This is a genomic window from Fibrella musci (genome assembly GCF_041321105.1).
GTDB lineage: Bacteria > Bacteroidota > Bacteroidia > Cytophagales > Spirosomataceae > Fibrella > Fibrella musci.
The window spans coordinates 437,717-454,054 of sequence record NZ_JBGGWD010000002.1 but is presented as its reverse complement, the minus strand read 5'-3'; the positions used below and the strand labels follow the sequence as shown (position 1 = coordinate 454,054).

General features: G+C 55.7%; 15 protein-coding genes. 4 read left to right on the top strand and 11 right to left on the bottom strand.

What is annotated here, in order from left to right:
- The first annotated feature begins 28 nt into the window (after window positions 1-28).
- Window positions 29-868 carry a transglutaminase family protein gene (locus ACAW74_RS07615; RefSeq protein WP_370697592.1) on the top strand — a complete coding sequence of 280 codons (840 nt, stop codon included), beginning with the start codon at window positions 29-31 and terminating at the stop codon, window positions 866-868.
- Between the two features lie 73 nt (window positions 869-941).
- Here the strand turns inward: ACAW74_RS07615 and ACAW74_RS07610 are convergent, their stop codons facing one another.
- Complete coding sequence (locus ACAW74_RS07610) at window positions 942-1,277, bottom strand: translation initiation factor (protein WP_370697591.1); 336 nt, start codon at window positions 1,275-1,277, stop codon at window positions 942-944.
- Window positions 1,278-1,457: 180 nt separating this feature from the next.
- On the opposite strand from ACAW74_RS07610, the gene ACAW74_RS07605 reads away from it, so the two are divergent.
- Together ACAW74_RS07605 and ACAW74_RS07600 are read left to right on the top strand one after the other, a co-directional pair.
- Window positions 1,458-2,144, top strand: a complete 687-nt coding sequence (locus ACAW74_RS07605) for a DUF3239 domain-containing protein (RefSeq protein WP_370697590.1) — start codon at window positions 1,458-1,460, stop codon at window positions 2,142-2,144.
- Window positions 2,145-2,192: 48 nt separating this feature from the next.
- Window positions 2,193-3,407 (top strand): MFS transporter, encoded by a 1,215-nt coding sequence (locus ACAW74_RS07600; RefSeq protein ID WP_370697589.1) that lies wholly within the window; start codon window positions 2,193-2,195, stop codon window positions 3,405-3,407.
- Between the two features lie 255 nt (window positions 3,408-3,662).
- Here ACAW74_RS07600 and ACAW74_RS07595 read toward each other — a convergent pair whose 3' ends face one another.
- Window positions 3,663-4,619: a DUF2279 domain-containing protein gene (locus ACAW74_RS07595; RefSeq protein ID WP_370697588.1), complete on the bottom strand. Its 957-nt coding sequence runs from the start codon at window positions 4,617-4,619 to the stop codon at window positions 3,663-3,665.
- 113 nt (window positions 4,620-4,732) lie between these two features.
- Here ACAW74_RS07595 and ACAW74_RS07590 point away from each other — a divergent pair, with 113 nt between their 5' ends.
- Window positions 4,733-5,887, top strand: a complete 1,155-nt coding sequence (locus ACAW74_RS07590) for a T9SS type A sorting domain-containing protein (RefSeq protein ID WP_370697587.1) — start codon at window positions 4,733-4,735, stop codon at window positions 5,885-5,887.
- A gap of 9 nt (window positions 5,888-5,896) precedes the next feature.
- On the opposite strand, the gene ACAW74_RS07585 is transcribed toward ACAW74_RS07590, so the two are convergent.
- The 9 genes from ACAW74_RS07585 to ACAW74_RS07545 all read right to left on the bottom strand — a co-directional run bounded on the left by ACAW74_RS07585 (window position 5,897) and on the right by ACAW74_RS07545 (window position 16,272).
- On the bottom strand, window positions 5,897-6,877 hold the full coding sequence (locus ACAW74_RS07585) for a radical SAM protein (protein ID WP_370697586.1): 981 nt from the start codon (window positions 6,875-6,877) through the stop codon (window positions 5,897-5,899).
- A gap of 105 nt (window positions 6,878-6,982) precedes the next feature.
- Window positions 6,983-7,825, bottom strand: coding sequence for an acetyl-CoA carboxylase, carboxyltransferase subunit beta (accD, locus tag ACAW74_RS07580; RefSeq protein ID WP_370697585.1), 843 nt, complete (start codon window positions 7,823-7,825; stop codon window positions 6,983-6,985).
- A gap of 103 nt (window positions 7,826-7,928) precedes the next feature.
- Window positions 7,929-8,633: a DNA alkylation repair protein gene (locus ACAW74_RS07575; protein WP_370697584.1), complete on the bottom strand. Its 705-nt coding sequence runs from the start codon at window positions 8,631-8,633 to the stop codon at window positions 7,929-7,931.
- A 66-nt stretch (window positions 8,634-8,699) separates the two neighbouring features.
- Entirely contained in the window at window positions 8,700-10,094 is a 1,395-nt protein-coding gene (gene ftsZ / locus ACAW74_RS07570) for a cell division protein FtsZ (protein ID WP_370697583.1), read from the bottom strand.
- Window positions 10,095-10,230: 136 nt separating this feature from the next.
- Window positions 10,231-11,658 carry a cell division protein FtsA gene (ftsA, locus tag ACAW74_RS07565; RefSeq protein WP_370697582.1) on the bottom strand — a complete coding sequence of 476 codons (1,428 nt, stop codon included), beginning with the start codon at window positions 11,656-11,658 and terminating at the stop codon, window positions 10,231-10,233.
- Window positions 11,658-12,437 (bottom strand): cell division protein FtsQ/DivIB, encoded by a 780-nt coding sequence (locus ACAW74_RS07560; protein WP_370697581.1) that lies wholly within the window; start codon window positions 12,435-12,437, stop codon window positions 11,658-11,660. The genes ftsA and ACAW74_RS07560 overlap by 1 nt, the downstream gene beginning before the upstream one ends.
- A 20-nt stretch (window positions 12,438-12,457) precedes the next feature.
- Entirely contained in the window at window positions 12,458-13,804 is a 1,347-nt protein-coding gene (gene murC / locus ACAW74_RS07555; protein ID WP_370698028.1) for a UDP-N-acetylmuramate--L-alanine ligase, read from the bottom strand.
- 123 nt (window positions 13,805-13,927) lie between these two features.
- Complete coding sequence (murG, locus tag ACAW74_RS07550) at window positions 13,928-15,046, bottom strand: undecaprenyldiphospho-muramoylpentapeptide beta-N-acetylglucosaminyltransferase (protein WP_370697580.1); 1,119 nt, start codon at window positions 15,044-15,046, stop codon at window positions 13,928-13,930.
- Between the two features lie 101 nt (window positions 15,047-15,147).
- Window positions 15,148-16,272 (bottom strand): FtsW/RodA/SpoVE family cell cycle protein, encoded by a 1,125-nt coding sequence (locus tag ACAW74_RS07545; protein WP_370697579.1) that lies wholly within the window; start codon window positions 16,270-16,272, stop codon window positions 15,148-15,150.
- Window positions 16,273-16,338 lie beyond the last annotated feature (66 nt).

The following is a 16,338-nucleotide window of genomic DNA, read 5'->3' as shown; positions in this document are numbered from 1 at the left end:
TCATTGTATAGTGACAATCGTTCATTCTATGCACATTTCTGTTGAGCATCAGTTGCGGTATCAGTACGATCAGCCGGTTGTGCTGGCACCGCACACGCTATATCTCTACCCACGAACGTACCCATACCAACGGCTTCTACGCTACGAGCTACAGATTAGCCCGGAGCCCTCGAAGGTAGTGCGTAATGTGGACGTGGAGGGGAACGTACAGCAGGTGGCCTATTTTGGCGGCCCCACCGATTACCTGACTATTACCGCCCAGATCGAGCTGGATTCCGATCCGTTTCAGTCGCTCGATTTTGTGCTTTATCCGTTCGAAACGCAACGCGTGCCCTTTCCATATCCGCCGCAGGTACGTTCACTGCTGGAGCCCTACCTGATTCGGGAGGGGGTGACCGAGATCGTTGAAAACTGGGCCCGGCAGGTCGCAGCAAGCGTAAACTGGCAAACCGTGCCGTTTCTGATAGCACTGAATCAGGCTATCCGGCAGTTTACGTATACGGTCCGGGAAGAGGGTGCGCCGCTGCCTCCCGAACGTACCCTGATTGATCAACTCGGCTCGTGCCGCGACTACACCACTCTCTTTATGGCGGCTTGCCGGAGTCTGGGGCTGGCAGCTCGTTTTGTGAGTGGCTACCTGTTCGGCTCGGCGCAGCAGGAGCATCAACTTCACGCCTGGGCCGAGGTATACCTGCCCGGTGCAGGCTGGCGGGGCTTCGACCCGACCGAAAACACGGTGGTGGTCAATAAACACATCTTTCTGGCATCATCGGCCCGTGCCGAACTTACCGCCCCCGTCAGCGGTACCTTCACCGGCCTGACGCAATCGCGCCTCGAAGCCGACGTGCACATCAAAGGGAAAGAGTGAAACAATGAATGAGATAACGAGTAAAAGGGCTGACGCGTCCATTGTGTCTGCGTTAGCCCTTTCACTCGTTATCTCATCCCCCCGCCTTTTTCGCGTTGTATTTTTTGCTCGTCAGGTACGTGAGGATCTTATCACGGTGATCACCCTGAATCTGAATTTCGCCGTCTTTGACGGTGCCACCGGTGCCACAGGCGTTTTTAAGTGCTTTGCCCAAGTCGCTCAGGTCGGCGTCGGTACCCACAAAACCCCGCACCGCCGTCACGACTTTGCCGCCGCCTTTGCGGTCGAGCCAGACTTTTAGCTGTTGTTGCTGAGGCGGTAAGGTATCAGCCGCCGGCTGATCGTCGCCCTGATACTGGTAATCGGGGTCGGTCGAAAAGACGATGCCCGAACGGTTTTTCTTGCTCATGGTAATGACTGCAAACAGCTACGAAGATAAACTATGCCGTTCACACATGTTGATTGCGGGCCGCGCCGCATCGGTGTAACGCCCAACGGTCAGGTACGTTACAACCCGTTTTTTGGCAGGTGTACTGGTATTAGGTATTGTAAATGCTTATTTATGTAGACAAATAGCAGCTACGGAATTATGCCAGACAACAATAAACTGGGCGAGGGGGGCCAACCGATGAACTTCTCGCAGGCTACCCGGGCCGCCAATCTCGATGCCGACAGGCAGTTAATAAAGCGGTATGATCAGTTTCAGGCGAAGTATGTCTGGCTGGCGCGGATTACCTACGCCATCGGGATCGGGTTATTAGGCTTAGGCGTCTGGCTCTGGCAACGTGATCATGGCATCTGGGCGACGGTGGTTGGGCTGCTGGGGCTCGTTGTGCTACTGCTCGGCTACATGCTGGGGCAGGGGGCGGGCAGTGGTCCTTACGAAAATGGCCTGCTGGTGCCTGCTATTGTGACAGGCACAGCGCCGCTCACTATCGCTGCGCTGGCCAACATGCAGAAAGACGACAGCAACGAACCCGTGCTTTGGGGCGTCCTGAAAATCGAGGTGAACGCCTTGCCCCTGCACACAAAGCAGGTTGGCGAACAAGTCCCCTGCGTAGCGTTGTTTTCGGGTGATAACAAAGGCTATTGGGCGCAGTTGGAGCCACGCCCCCTAAGCTGGGCAACGGCCAACGAGCAGGTGATCCATGACGCCATGACAATGATTGAGCCGGACGAGTGGCGAGCCCTGAACCGCCTGGCCCCAACGCTCACAGCCCTACCGCCAGATGTTGTGCACTATTATCGGGCCGATTTCACACCCGTAACGCTATAGGCTGGTTTTTGCGGCGTTGACGGAGTCAATTCGTGTACCTTCGCGGGCATGTTCAACGACCGGCGGCTGCTCCATATTTACGCCATTATTTTTCTCGACGTCGTGGTCGGGTCAATTATCGGGCCTGTGCTTCCCGAGTTCGTGCGCGGCCATACTCAGCCGCAACTTTGGCTGGCGCTGGGTACGTCGCTGTTTCTGGGTGTGCAGTTGGTATCGGCCCCGTTGCTGGGCAAACTGTCCGATGCGTACGGCCGTAAACCCATATTCCGACTGTCGGCGCTGGGTACGTTCCTGGCCGACTGCCTGCTGTTGCCCGTCAGGATGGGAACGTACCTGGCCAATCGCCTCAGCGACGGGCTGACCAATGGCCTTTATGCCACCGTGCGTTCGGCCATTACTGATATTTCGCCTAAAGAAGCACTGTTTCGTAACCTCGGCATCGAGGGGGCAATTATCTCGCTCGGCTTCGTGATTGGCCCGGCGATAGCGGGTTTGCTCATCACCACTCTCAACTTGACGGAGCCCGTCGAGCAGGCCAGGTACGTTGTTATGATGGCCGTGGTCTTGTCGGGGCTGAACGTGGTCTTGAGTTTCTTGCTGCGCGAAACGCACCCCAACGATAGCGCTGCCAACACGAAAGGCGTACTGTGGGCCGATCTGAAAGCGGCGTTGGCGCAGTCGCTGAACGTAGGTAGTCTGCTGGCTCGGCTTCGGCAAAAAGAACGTGAGCACCCGGGGTTACTGAATCTGGTGCTGATGCAGGTGGCGCTCACGATGGCCGTGGGTTATTACAACTATTTCGTCGCCTACGTGAGCTTGGGGGCTATGCAGATGAACGCCACCGACATCTCGTATTTCTTCATGTACTTCGGCGGGCTGAGCGTGGCGATCAGCTACGGATTTTACGGGTTCATTGCGGATCGCATCAATCAACAACGGTGGATCTTCTGGCTGGCGGCCATTGGGGCACCCGTGTTGGCCTCGTATGGCCTGGTGGGTACGTCGCGCGTGTGGCTCTACGTCATCGTCACCATCGACTGTTTTACGTACTCGCTTATTCAGGGGCTAATTGAAGGGCTGATGGCCCAGAAGACAACCGATAACGACCGCGGCGAAATTTTCGGCCTCAATCAGGCCATGCAGGGGCTGGCGAGTTTCGGCACGACGCTGGTCTTCGGGGCCTTGTCGGTGATCGACCTACGCCTGCCGTTTGCTTGGTTTGCCGCCTGCCTCGTCGTGGTGGCCTGGCTGGCAAGGAAGTAAGCTTGCCCTTCGCGACGTGATCATAGTAGCTGCTTATCATGAATTTGTCGGCGGGAGAAGAAGACCATGAATAAACGGCACGACAATGGCACCTTGACCGTCTAAACCGCCCAGTATAGCTTTACTTATATTAATTCGGTACGCTGTATGACCACATCCGTGGTAACGAAAGCGGGCGGCAGCAGTTGGGCCATAACTGCGCAAGTTGGGTCAGGTACGTAGGTTTAGTAATCACCTAACGTACCTGGTGGAACTCTATTCTTTCGGTAGAAGCAGCGGATGGAAGCGAAGTTTATTGACTCGATTATATTCGAGTGAGGGGGCGGCAATTTTGAAAAACTGCACTGTGCCCACAAACCGCTGCCAGGGTAGCGGCCGCAGCGGGTCAGGCTGATTGATGCGCGACAGGTCTACGTCGGGCGAGAGAAAAAACTGCCGGAAGCGCTCAAATTTAATGGGTTTACCGGCTGCGTCGACCATGGGCGGATTGTCGTGGCCACCCGTCATGCCACTACCGCTGTAGCCCAGATCGAGATTCAGCCAGCGCGGAAACGATGGCCCAACCGGCAATACCGACGCCAGATTGACCGACAGCCAGTATTGCTGCCCGTTGTAATCTTTCAGCATCTGCTGTCCGGTTGTTTTACCAAGCAGATTGGGCCGGAAAGGGGGATAAATCGTTTTCCGGAAGCCGTATTTCATCGAGACCACCTGCTGCCCCGTACCAAACTGCTGCCCCATAAACAGCGCCGTACCCGCCACGTTAGCGACCATGTCGCCTTTGGAGAACCCCCAGCCTTCGGCATGGCCGTCATACACTTCGAGCGTAGTTTGAAACAGCAACGCCAACAGCCCCCCCGTCAGGATACTGGCCCGCTCATCGACGCCGCTCCAGCGCATCAGTTCATAGCCGCCCCGGCTCATGCAGTAGGCCGTGGCCATGTGGCCCACCTTGTCCATTTGCAGCCATTCGCCATTATCATTGAACGTGTGGAACGGCTGTTTTTTCTTGTACCACTGCTTTTTCAGCAGAATCAGCGTGATGGTATAAAACGCCGCCGTGCCAACCACCACACCGATGAAACGCCCCTGATTGATGCCTGACTCGCCAGGCGACGTACCCGGTATGGACGTACCCGGCAAGGGTTGCGCCGAAGCAGCGGGCCTTAGAATCAGCAGCGTCAACAGGATGAGTAGCGAACGAGCAAACATGAGTGTAAACCTACGGCCAGAACGCGACATAATTGATTGAATAGTGTATACGGAAACGGCCAGTTAGTGAGTTATAGGGATAACTAAACGCTCACGTCTATTCCGTTACCTTTATGCGCACGCTTTATGGATTTTTGGTTGCCCTACTGGTTGGGCCAGCTGCATTTGCCACGCATATTCTGGGTGGATACATCCGAACAGTACCTGTGCCCGGGCAAGCCAGTACCCAGCGAATCACGGTGACGATGTACTATAATCGGGTGGAAGGCGCCGCTCCGGCCGACGTAGCCCAGACGCTGCCGGTTTGTTTTGGCGATGGCAGCGCAGTCGACATCTACCGCACAAGCAGCCAGCGAATAACAACCAGCGATGTTGCTGGCATCATATCGATGGACCAGTATACAGTCACGCATACCTACAGTGGCCCCGGCGTTTACCAGCTTCGGGCGTCGACATCAAACCGGAACAATAACATCCGAAATATCAACAATGGTCAATCTTCGAGCCTGAACTTCGCCATCCAGGCTATCGTACAGGTAGGGATAGCCAATCAGATGCCAGTGTTGGCCTTTCCAGTGTCGGGTTTAGTGGTTGCGTTGAATCAGCCCGTGTCGTTATCGTTGGCCGCAACGGATGCCGATTGTGACAGCCTTTCTTATGGACTAGCAGTGCCGACGAGCAGCCTCGAACCAGGATCGGAGCCAACCCGATTTTGCAGCAGTTTTTCGGTCGTTACTGGCTATCAGTTTCCTAATGATGTCAGGAAGGTGGGTGCGTACCGGCTTAATCCGCGAACGGGCCAACTCAACTGGAACGTACCCATAGAACAGGGGCGCTATTCGGCTGTGATTCTGGTATTCGAGTGGCGAGCGGGTGTGCTGATCAGTCAGGCTCAGCAAGAGTTGATGCTGATTGTTATCGATCGGGGTGGTACGCCCGTGCCGCCGCCTGCCTATGAACCTGCCCGACTAGAGCCATTGAATACTATTACGGCCCTGTCAGTTGATGCAGTAAATCTGGACTTGCGGGTTGCTCCTAATCCTGTAACCAACGGCTTAGTGCAAATCGAACTGATGACTGCTTTGCCTAAACCCGTTACGTTGGCATTGCTGGATAGTCAGGGGCGCGTTTATCAGTCAGTCGAACTGAAGCAGGCCGCTGAGATCCGTCGCCACGCGTTTGATATCAGTGGTTTAGCTGCGGGAACGTACCTGATCCGCGCCGAAAGCAATGGGCAACAGGTCGTTAAGAAAGTGGTGAAGCCGTGAAACCGATGATTAGCGACTTGGCAACAGTTGCTTCCAGGTGCCCTTCATGCGGTTGTATTTGAGCGTGCTCGGTAAGGCTTTCCACCAGTATTTAGACACCTCTACGGCAAATGAAGGCTGCATGTAGCAGTTGATAGCACATCCCTCGCAGGCGGGCAGCCGACCTTCAAGCGCCACCAGTTGCTGCACTGCGGCTGATCGATACAGGTCGTGAAGCTGACCGTCGATCGGGAACGTTTGCAGGCCAAGGTGGTAGCAGGGGAGCACCAGCTCATTCTGCGGTGAGATCACGATGGTGGTGCTGGCGGCGCGGCAAACGGGCTTGTTGATGTGGTTACCACCGTCGCGCCGAAGCTGCACAAACCCATCGTTCAGGTAAACGCCGGGTCGGTTGCCCCATTGGGTAAGGGTTTGCAGCGCCGACTCTGGCAACGTACCCCCGACGCCGTTGTACTCGAACACCGGATTCAAAATCAGGACCAGTCCATTGGGGCGACAGATCTGTTCATACATCGCCTCGATCTGGTCGATATTGTGGTCGAATACCGTAAACAGAATGTCGGGACGCTCGCCTAGTGATTTGGCCAGCGTAATTGACTCCATCACTTTGTCGAAGCAACGTACCCCGCGTCCCCGATCGTGTTCGTCGGCATCGGGTGAGTCGAGCGAGAAATGGAGCATATCGACCAATCCCCGCAGCCGTTCGGCCTGTTTGGGATACAGCAATCCGTTGGTCGTAACGGTGGTGATGAAGCCCTGCCGTTTGGCTTCGGCCAAAAGCTCGGGCAATTGGCGGTGAAGCAGTGGCTCGCCACCAGTAAAATCGATAACCCGCACGCCCAGCCGCCGGAGATCGCGTAGATTCGCCTGCACCTGTTCGGGCGTCACATAAGGTGAAGGCTTCTCCCAGATGTCGCAAAAGCCACACGTTGCGTTACAGCGGTACGTGACGTAATAATTGCACAAAACCGGGTGACGAACGAGGCGCATAGAACCAAGTAGGCGTGTTCACCACAGAGACACAAAGAGCACAGAGTTTAAAAGCAAAACCTTTTTCTCTGTGCTCTTTGTGTCTCTGTGGTGAACACGCCTCGTTTATTGTAACATTTTCAACAAGCTACTGAGCTTGTCTTTCAGGTCTTTACGGTCGACGATGAAGTCGAGAAAGCCATGTTCCAGTACAAATTCGGCGCTCTGGAAGCCTTTCGGCAAGTCTTTGCCGATGGTTTCCCGAATCACGCGCGGACCGGCAAAACCGATCAACGCCCCTGGCTCGGCAATATTGAAGTCGCCCAGCATAGCATAAGAGGCGGTTACGCCACCTGTGGTGGGGTCGGTTAGCAAGGATACGTAGGGAAGGCCAGCCTCTGAGAGCCGCGCCAGTTTCGCCGACGTTTTTGCCATTTGCATCAGCGAGAACCCGGCTTCCATCATTCGGGCACCGCCCGAGCGGGAGATCATCAAAAATGGCGTTTTGTTGGCCAGCGCATAATCAATGGCGCGGGCGATCTTCTCACCAACCACCGAGCCCATCGACCCACCGATGAAGCCAAAATCCATACAGGCGATCGTGATTTCGGTGCCGTTCATTGGGCCGTGAGCGGTCCTGACGGCGTCTTTCAGGCCTGTTTTAGCCATGGTAGCCCGGATGCGGTCGGGGTATCGCTTGGTATCGGTAAAGCCCAGCGGGTCTGCCGAGATCATGTTCTCGTCGAGTTCAGTAAACTCATTACCGTCGAAAAGCAGCGAGAAATAGGCGTCTGAGCCGATTTTTTCGTGGTAATTACAATGGACACACGTGTATGCGTTCAGCTTATGCTCACGGGTGTGCATCACCTGTTTGCAGTTCGGGCACTGATACCACAACCCATCGGGGGCCTCCCGCTTCATTTCGGTCGGGGTCTGAATGCCCTTATCCTTTCGTATAAACCAAGACATGTTTGTCGAGCTAAAAGAAAGCAAAGATACGAAGGGGAAAGCGAGGTTGGCTGTTTGCTGGCTGATGTTTGAGGGTGTGCGCCCAATCCTCGGCCGTCAGGCCTCATCTGGCCATAAATTCCCGACGAGAGGCAGGGTCGTGTCGTTCGAGTGCATAGCGCAGGGTTGTACGAGGTAATCGACGGGCATAGTCGTGCAAAAACTCATCAAGAGCGTCGATGTTACGTTTGCCCACTTCGCGCAACATCCAGCCCATCGCTTTGTGAATCAGGTCGTGGCGGTGAGTCATCAGTTGATCGACCAACGCAAACGTATCGCCAAACTGACTGTGCCGGATAAATTGCCAGGTGGTGACCAGCGCAATCCGTTGGCTCCATAAATGATCCTGTTGGGCCAGTTCGTATAGGACTGCCCGGTCATTGTTGAGCAAGTGCAATCCCAGCGTAGTGGGACAACTGCTATCCACCAGGTCCCAATTGTTGATAAACTGCCGATTGGCAACGTACCTGTCGGCCAACTCCTGCCTGACTACCGCTCCCCCGCGTTTGGCTTGTTCATTCCAGATCAGTAGGCCAACCATACGGCACTCGTGGTACGGGTCCTGCACGAGTTGCTCGGTTTCTGCGATCGGCAACGTCCGAAATTGCCGGGACAATGCGTGTTGCTGCGGCATCGACAGACCCAGAAACACATCGCCCTCGCCATACTGACCCGGTTGTGTCTTGAAATAACGAGCTACGAAAGACGCACGTTCGGGTTGCTCTTGAGCCAGAATCGCTTGCCGAACGATTGGAAAGGTTGGGTTCATTGTGTACCAACGAAAAAGCACGAGCCAAAGCCCGTGCTAGTAAAGATTGAATTAAATGCCGGTCGCCTAGTCGAACAACCGTGAGCGAATGAGCTCATGATCGGGCAGTAGCGGAATTTCGTACAGCATTACCCGGTGACGGCTGAAGGCCGGTGCTTCCAGCTCACGCTCACTGAAGCGGTTTTGCAGGAAATCGTTGATGAGTTGTTTCACCTCTTCCGAGTCGTCGGGCCGCGTGGGGTTCAGTGTAATGCCGTTGTAGCCGGCATGATCATTGGCTCCCAGCCCGTTGGCATACGGACCCGGTACAGGTGGCACCGGAACCGGACCGCTGTGCGTGAACGTGGGCGTACTGACGCCCGCCTCGTCGAGTACGAGCTCAGGCTTGTCGGCTTCTGCGGTAACAGGCGTTTGGTCTGGTGTTTCAACCACCTCAGCGGGTTTGGCCGGCTCTTCTTTGGCAATAGGCAGCGGAGCAATGATGCCATCCATATTGGTTTCGAAACCCGCCGCAATGATTGTTACCCGCATCCGGGCACCGAGCGAGTCGTCGAAGATGGCACCAATTTTAAACAGGCGCGCTTCTTCACCAATCTTCTCTACGATGTAGTTGGAGATAATAGTTTGCTCTTCCAGCGTGGCTTCGTACTCCGAGCTCGACGAGATCGTGAGCAGAATGCGCTTGGCACCCAGGATATCGCTATCGTTCAGCAACGGCGAGTTGAGCGCCTCCTGAATGGCATGAAGCGCCCGTTCTTCGCCTTCGGCATCTGCCGAACCCATCACAGAGGGTCCTGCATCCTGCAACACCTTCTTCACGTCCATGAAGTCGGTATTTACATCACCGCGGGTGGTAATAACCTCGGCAATACTTTTTACCGCCGTGGCCAATACATTGTCGGCGTGCGCAAACGCTTTCCGAATGCTGAGTTTTCCATACAGATCGGCCAGCTTGTCGTTCATCACAACCAGCACCGTGTCGCAACTCTTTTTCAGAAGTTCGATCCCTTCCGCAGCCTGCGAACGCTTGTCGATCCCTTCGTACTTGTAAGGAGCTGTCACAACCGCCACGGTAAGCAGACCCATCTCGCGGGCCAGTTGAGCCACAACCGGCGCGGCACCCGTACCGGTACCACCGCCCATCCCAGCCGTGATGAAGACCATTTTGATAGACCCACCCAAGAGGTTGCGGAGTTCGTCGAGGCTTTCGGTCGCCGCCCGGCGGCCGACCTCTACGTCCATACCTGCCCCTTCCAGTCCAGTACCAAGTTTCAGCTTCGTTTTTACATCGCTGCTCATCAAGGCCTGCCGGTCAGTGTTACAGATAGCAAACTCGACATCCTTCACACCCATCTTAAGCATGTGTTGCACGGCATTGCTACCGCCACCACCCACACCAATGACCTTGATGATAGGGGCGTTTTGCTCGGGGATGTCGAGGGTAAATCCGTGGTCCAACATAGCTTGATTCCTTAATGGTGTCCGATTAATCATGGGGGGCGGTTAGGTTGTGGTAAAGCGTGTATGGGGTAAGCGATTGTACAGAAACAAGGCCAAACCCGGGCTTTATTCCGCTTTTGGCCGGCAAAATTATTGGCTAATCCCGATACGAGTCGTTGATGTCACCAAGCTTTGGGTTAATAAGTTTTTTCAGCCAAGCAAGCCAACCACCAGACTGACCTGAGTCGGCCGGATCGTCGGCTGGCTTAACCGGCGACGTACCTGCGTTACCTTTCGGTCCGGGATTCGGACGAGTAGTATCCGCAGGACGGCCCTGCCCGTTACCATTGACTGGTGCCGAACTGACCAAACCCGGATCGCTGATGAACGAAATCCGATCATCGACGCTTCGGAACCCAGCCCACACTAACCCCACCGCCGTGGCGTAAGCCGGATCGCTGACCAGATCAGCACGCAAATTGTATTCCAATTGTTCTGGGTACCCTACACGCACATCCATCTCAGTGACGGTTCGGAACACTTCGTCAATGCCTTCGATGAGCGCGGTGCCACCCGTCAATACAATACCACCCAGCAATTTGTCTTTATAGCCCGACCGAATGATTTCGGCCTGTACGAGTGCGGCAATCTCCTTTAACCGTTCGCTCAGAATGATCGACACGTTGCGTAGCAACACATCTTTGGGCTGGCGACCCGGTAAGCCCGGTACTGACACCACTTCGTTGAGGCGGTAGGTGGTCGGGTTGGCGTTGCCAAACTTAATCTTCAGCAGTTCGGCCTGTTGGGGCAATACCTTGCAGCCATCCTGAATGTCGTTGGTGAGGCAATTACCCGCCCAGGGAAACACGGCCACGTGGCGCAGCACATTCCGGTAATAGATGGCTACATCGGTGGTGCCACCGCCAATATCGACCAGCGCCACGCCGGCTTCGCGCTCTTCCGGAGTCAGCACCGCCATGGCCGAAGCCAGGGGCGACAACAACACCTGATCGCGTTGAAGGTGGCTGGCCGTGCGCTCGATGCAACGACGCACGTTGACGGCGGCATCAGCCTGCGTGGTAATGATCTGGAAATCGGCACCCAGTTTGACGCCATTTCGGCCAACAGGGTCTTCCACCCCCGTTTCGCTATCGACCGTAAAGTCCATAGGCAGCACGTGCACGATTTCTTTACCCGCCAGTTGGGGCGTGCGGTACATGTCGCGCAACAGGTGGTCGATGTCGGCGGGCGTAACTTCGTCGCCGGGCGAGAGGCGGGTGATACTGCCGGGCTGTTTTTGCGAATTTATGTTGTGGTTGCTGAAGCTGACGTTGACCAGCCCGATGTCAACATTCGACTGATTCGACACTTCTTCAATGGCCCGGTTAATCGCCTCGACCGTTCGGCTGATATTCATCACTTTGCCTTTCGTGACACCTTCCGAACTGGCCCGGCCAGCGCCCAGCACTTCCAGCATGGGCTGGTTGTTGCTGCTTCGAGACAGCCGACCCGCCACCGCACACACTTTCGTGCTGCCGATGTCGAGTCCTACCACAATCTTGTCATCCATAAGGTGATGGGTCATCACTCGCAAACTAACTGGTTACGGTACTGCACATTTACCCGCTGGTAGCGATCCCATCCTTTGCGGGGTGCTATCTGCGTGTAGAACAGTTTTATTTTTTTAAACTTCGTCTCTACCTCGTCGGGCGTTCCGAACTCAATACGGTACGTACCTACCTGCGGCCACAGGGTCACCTCACCGGCCGCGTCAACGGTTAGCTCGGCAATCTGCGCCCGCCACAAGTCGGAGTCGCGTACGTAGCGCAACAACGCCAGCAGCGGTTCACCCGCTTTGTTGGCCAAAGTCCGATGCTGCCGAAACCACTCGCCCGACACCACCGGCACCCGCGCCGTGTAATTCATCGACAGCGGAAAAAACCGCCCTTCGTCACTAATGTACTGACCACCCACGCTCCGGACGGCATCGTCGGGACCGTTGCTGATCAGCCGGGCCACCGGGTGCGGCTGTTCTACATCGACCAGCAGATTGCCCGCCAAATCGTAGGAGACATGCGCCCGCCGAATAAGCCCGTATTGCCGAAGCCGTTGCTCCAACTGCCCAAAGTTGATCTGATCCAGGGCTTTGCCCACTACAGGCTCGGCCCCGTTGTTGGTCAGAAAACCCGTGACATCTCTACGATTCAGAAACCGCTGCTCGTCGGTGCCGTCGATCCGGACGACAACTGACTCGCAGTGCGTGTGCCGCAGCCGTTGCTCGGTAAACGCCACCAACCCAAAAAGGGTTAAGCCGCCTGCTGCTCGCCAAAGCCACTTTTTTCGGTTACTAAAAGTAGAAAACATCTGTAAATAAGCTAAATCAGCTAATTGATTATTTTATCCATTGGCTTCAATTCTGCTTTCAGGAGGGGCAACAGTTGGTCGATGTCCCCCGCGCCAACCGTAACGACAAGCGAGGGGTTCATTTCTCGCAGAACGCCGAGCAGGTCGTCTTTGGTACTAATTTGTTTGGTCTTTGAGGTAATGTGACGGAGGATACTGTCGGATGTCACGCCCTCGATGGGTAGCTCGCGAGCCGGATAGATGTCGAGCAACACCACGTTATCGGCTAGTGAGAGGCTTTGCGCAAACTCATCAGCGAAGTCGCGGGTACGGCTGAACAGATGCGGCTGGAACACGACTGTCAGATCACGTTCTGGGTAAAGCGCCTTTACCGACGACAGAAACGCCTGCACCTCGGCCGGATGGTGCGCATAATCGTCGATCAACACCAGCTGGTCGGTGTCCAGTACGTATTCGAAGCGTCGCTTTACCCCCCGATAGGTGTTTAGTCCATCACGAATGGCTTCGGGCGAGACACCTACTTCCAGCCCCACAGCCGATGCTGCCAGCGCGTTTTCGACGTTATGAAAGCCCGGAATTACCATCCGGATGTCGGTAATGGTACCGCCGGGATGCACAAGATCGAACACAAAACGAGCCTTCTCCACACGCAGGTTGGCCGCGTGGTAAGTGGCCCCGTTCAACGCATAGGTACGTACCTCCGCAGGCGTTTTATCAACCAACGACAGGCCGTTGCGCATGAACAGCACACCGTCGGGCTTGATCTGACCGACGTAAGTGGCAAACGAATCGAGGACCGAGGCGTGGTCGCCGTAGATGTCGAGGTGGTCGGCGTCGGTTGAGGTGACGATCGCGTACTGTGGAAAGAGCGTCAGAAACGACCGGTCAAACTCATCCGCTTCAACAACACAGATAACCTTCGAGAGATCATCGGCAGGGTCGTTGAGCAGAAAATTGGTGCCGTAATTTTGCGTAATGCCGCCCAGAAAAGCCGCGCAGTTGACACCCGCATTACGTAGCAGGTGTGCCACCATCGAAGAGGTCGTGGTTTTGCCGTGCGTACCAGCCACGCCAATGGTCGTCATCCGGCCCGCGAGCCAGCCCAACACCTGCGACCGCTTTTGAAGGGTGTAACCGTTCTCGGTCAGGTAGATGTATTCGGTATGCGTTTTTGGAACGGCTGGTGTATAGACAACCAGCGTTTCGGACGGATTTTCCCGAAACGAGGCCGGAATTTTGGCTACATCCTCATCGAAATGAATGGCCATTCCTTCGGCCGTCAGGGCGTCGGTCAACGCGGTTGATGTACGGTCATAGCCAGCCACAGCGTAGCCGTTGACCAGAAACCAGCGGGCCAGCGCACTCATCCCGATACCACCTATACCGAGAAAGTAAACATTACGAATGGTGGATAAAGTTGAATGACTCAAAGGAATGTGAAGGAGTGGTTAAACAAAAGTAAGTCGATGATTTACACTCAGGCAAGCAGTCTATACTAATTTATTTCTTGAGGTAAGTTTCAGCACCTCCTGTGCAATGTCAGACGCTGCGTTAGGAAATGCCAAGAGCTTAATTTGTTTACTCAGATTTTCTTTTTTTGCTGAATCGGTTAACAAGTTGAGTGTTTCAGTAACCAGGTTCTGCCGGGCGTCCTGATCGCGCACGAGCAGGGCCGCGTCGCGTTCAACCAGGGCCATTGCGTTCTTGGTTTGGTGGTCGTCGGTGGCGGCGGGAAAAGGAACCAGAATGGCCGGTCGACCCACGAGGCATAGCTCCGACACCGACAGCGCCCCCGCTCGTGATACCACCACGTCGGCAACGGCGTAGGCCCGATCCATCTCATAGATGAACTCGTAGGGGTGTACGTTCGTAGCGCCGGCTTTGGCCACCGCTTCGTTGGCTCGCCCGATAAAGCTCGTACCGGTTTGCCACACCACCTGCACGCCCGCCGCCATGAGTTGCGGTAAGCCCGCCTCGATGCTTTCGTTCAACGTGCGCGCGCCCTGACTGCCTCCAATGACAAGCACGGTGGGTACCGGTCCGGCGTCCCGGTTCGTTAGCCCAAACTGCGCCCGCCCCGCCTCTACCTGCTGATCGGCCAGTTGAATATCGCTTCTGACTGGGTTGCCTGTCAGCCGGATTTTATCGGCGGGGAAGAACGCATCCATGCCGGGGTATGCGACGCAAATCCGCTTGGCCCAGCGCGCCAGCACCTTGTTGGTCAGGCCAGCATAGGAATTCTGCTCCTGAATCAGCACAGGTACGTTCTGCCGGGTAGCAGCAAGCAGCGTAGGTCCACTGGCATAGCCACCTACCCCCACGGCCACATCGGGCTTGAAGTCGCGCACGATCTGTTGGGCACGCCGCAGACTCCGGGCCAGCTTAAACGGAAAGGCGAGGTTGGCGAGCGTCAGGCTACGCTGAATACCTACTACGGGGAGCCCTACGATGTTGTACCCGGCGCGGGGCACCTTCTCCATTTCCATCTTGCCCTCAGCGCCGACAAACAGAATGTTGGTGGTCGGATCGAGCCGTTTCAACTCGTTGGCAATGGCGATAGCGGGGTAAATATGCCCCCCTGTGCCGCCGCCGGAAATAATTACGTTCATAGAAACCAGTTGTCCGTCTACAGTCCGCTGTCTTCTGTTGCGCAGCCTGTTGTTTAGCAACCCAACAGAAGACAGCGGACTGTAGACGATCCAACATTTTGTTACAGTTTACTTTCGTCGGCTTCGTCGCGGCTAACGCTGATGACAATCCCGATGGCCGCGCCGGTGAAGAGGAGCGACGTTCCGCCCATGCTGAGCAGCGGGAGGGGCAGCCCCGTAACGGGTACCAGCCCCACAGCTACCGACATGTTGATCATGGCCTGAATGACGATGCTGAACGTCAGGCCCGCCGACAGCAGCCCGCCAAAGGGCCGCGTACTACTTCGGATGGCGCGCATCCCCCGCGTCAGCAGCCAGAGATAGGCCAGCAACACCGCGATGCCACCCACCAAGCCATATTCTTCCACAATGATGGCGTAGATAAAATCGGAGTAGGGGTGCGGTAGAAAATTGCGCTGATGGCTATTGCCGGGTCCCTGCCCCGTGAGGCCGCCGTTGGCCAGCGCAATGTAGGATTGCTCTACCTGAAAGTCGATCTTTTCGTTGTCCTGAAACCGGCTGATCCGGCCCACGAATGTCTGATACCGCTGCCCAACAACGAGGGCAAAACCGCCTGCCACGAGGCAAAACAGCACCATCCCCGCCAGATAACCGCGCGGTACCCGCCCGATGTACATGAGCAGGAAACAGGTAGCCCCCAGCAGCAGCGCCGTTGAAGCGTTGGAGATCACGATCAGGGCGCAGATGAGACCAATCCAGCCGATCATATTGACCAGCACCTGCGGTTCATAAGCTACGCGTTGACGCTTGGCCAGCATCGCCGCCAGGTTTGAAATCAGGGCCAGCTTGGCCAAATCGGACGGTTGAAACGTCTGATTGATCAGCGGAATGGTGATCCAGCGCGAGGCATCGTTGAGGTTGGCACCCTTGAAATAGGCCCAGATCAGCAACGGCACCGACAGATAAAGCCCAAATTTGGAGAGCCTGGCGTAATGAATGTAGTTGACGCGGTGCGCCAGAAACATACAGCCGAGGCCCAGCACCACCAGTGCCCCATGCTTGAATAGGTAGGCTTCGGTATTGCCGCCCATTTTCTGGTAGGCAATGGTGCCCGTGGCGCTGTATACGACCAGCACACTCAGGATGGACAAAAACAGCACGATCCACCAGATTTGGCGGTCGCCTTTCAGGTTGTCCCGGACAAAATCGCGGATGGAGAGGGTCATGGGTTATCGGAATAGAGAATGACTAATGTATAATGCACAACGGGCAATGAATCGATGCACAAGTAA

Bases quoted from the DNA above. Each gene is read 5' to 3' on its own strand.
- ACAW74_RS07615 (WP_370697592.1), top strand. From the start codon at position 29: ATGCACATTTCTGTTGAGCATCAGTTGCGGTATCAGTACGATCAGCCG.
- ACAW74_RS07610 (WP_370697591.1), bottom strand. From the start codon at position 1,277: ATGAGCAAGAAAAACCGTTCGGGCATCGTCTTTTCGACCGACCCCGAT.
- ACAW74_RS07605 (WP_370697590.1), top strand. From the start codon at position 1,458: ATGCCAGACAACAATAAACTGGGCGAGGGGGGCCAACCGATGAACTTC.
- ACAW74_RS07600 (WP_370697589.1), top strand. From the start codon at position 2,193: ATGTTCAACGACCGGCGGCTGCTCCATATTTACGCCATTATTTTTCTC.
- ACAW74_RS07595 (WP_370697588.1), bottom strand. From the start codon at position 4,619: ATGTTTGCTCGTTCGCTACTCATCCTGTTGACGCTGCTGATTCTAAGG.
- ACAW74_RS07590 (WP_370697587.1), top strand. From the start codon at position 4,733: ATGCGCACGCTTTATGGATTTTTGGTTGCCCTACTGGTTGGGCCAGCT.
- ACAW74_RS07585 (WP_370697586.1), bottom strand. From the start codon at position 6,877: ATGCGCCTCGTTCGTCACCCGGTTTTGTGCAATTATTACGTCACGTAC.
- accD (WP_370697585.1), bottom strand. From the start codon at position 7,825: ATGTCTTGGTTTATACGAAAGGATAAGGGCATTCAGACCCCGACCGAA.
- ACAW74_RS07575 (WP_370697584.1), bottom strand. From the start codon at position 8,633: ATGAACCCAACCTTTCCAATCGTTCGGCAAGCGATTCTGGCTCAAGAG.
- ftsZ (WP_370697583.1), bottom strand. From the start codon at position 10,094: ATGTTGGACCACGGATTTACCCTCGACATCCCCGAGCAAAACGCCCCT.
- ftsA (WP_370697582.1), bottom strand. From the start codon at position 11,658: ATGACCCATCACCTTATGGATGACAAGATTGTGGTAGGACTCGACATC.
- ACAW74_RS07560 (WP_370697581.1), bottom strand. From the start codon at position 12,437: ATGTTTTCTACTTTTAGTAACCGAAAAAAGTGGCTTTGGCGAGCAGCA.
- murC (WP_370698028.1), bottom strand. From the start codon at position 13,804: ATGAGTGCGCTGGCCCGCTGGTTTCTGGTCAACGGCTACGCTGTGGCT.
- murG (WP_370697580.1), bottom strand. From the start codon at position 15,046: ATGAACGTAATTATTTCCGGCGGCGGCACAGGGGGGCATATTTACCCC.
- ACAW74_RS07545 (WP_370697579.1), bottom strand. From the start codon at position 16,272: ATGACCCTCTCCATCCGCGATTTTGTCCGGGACAACCTGAAAGGCGAC.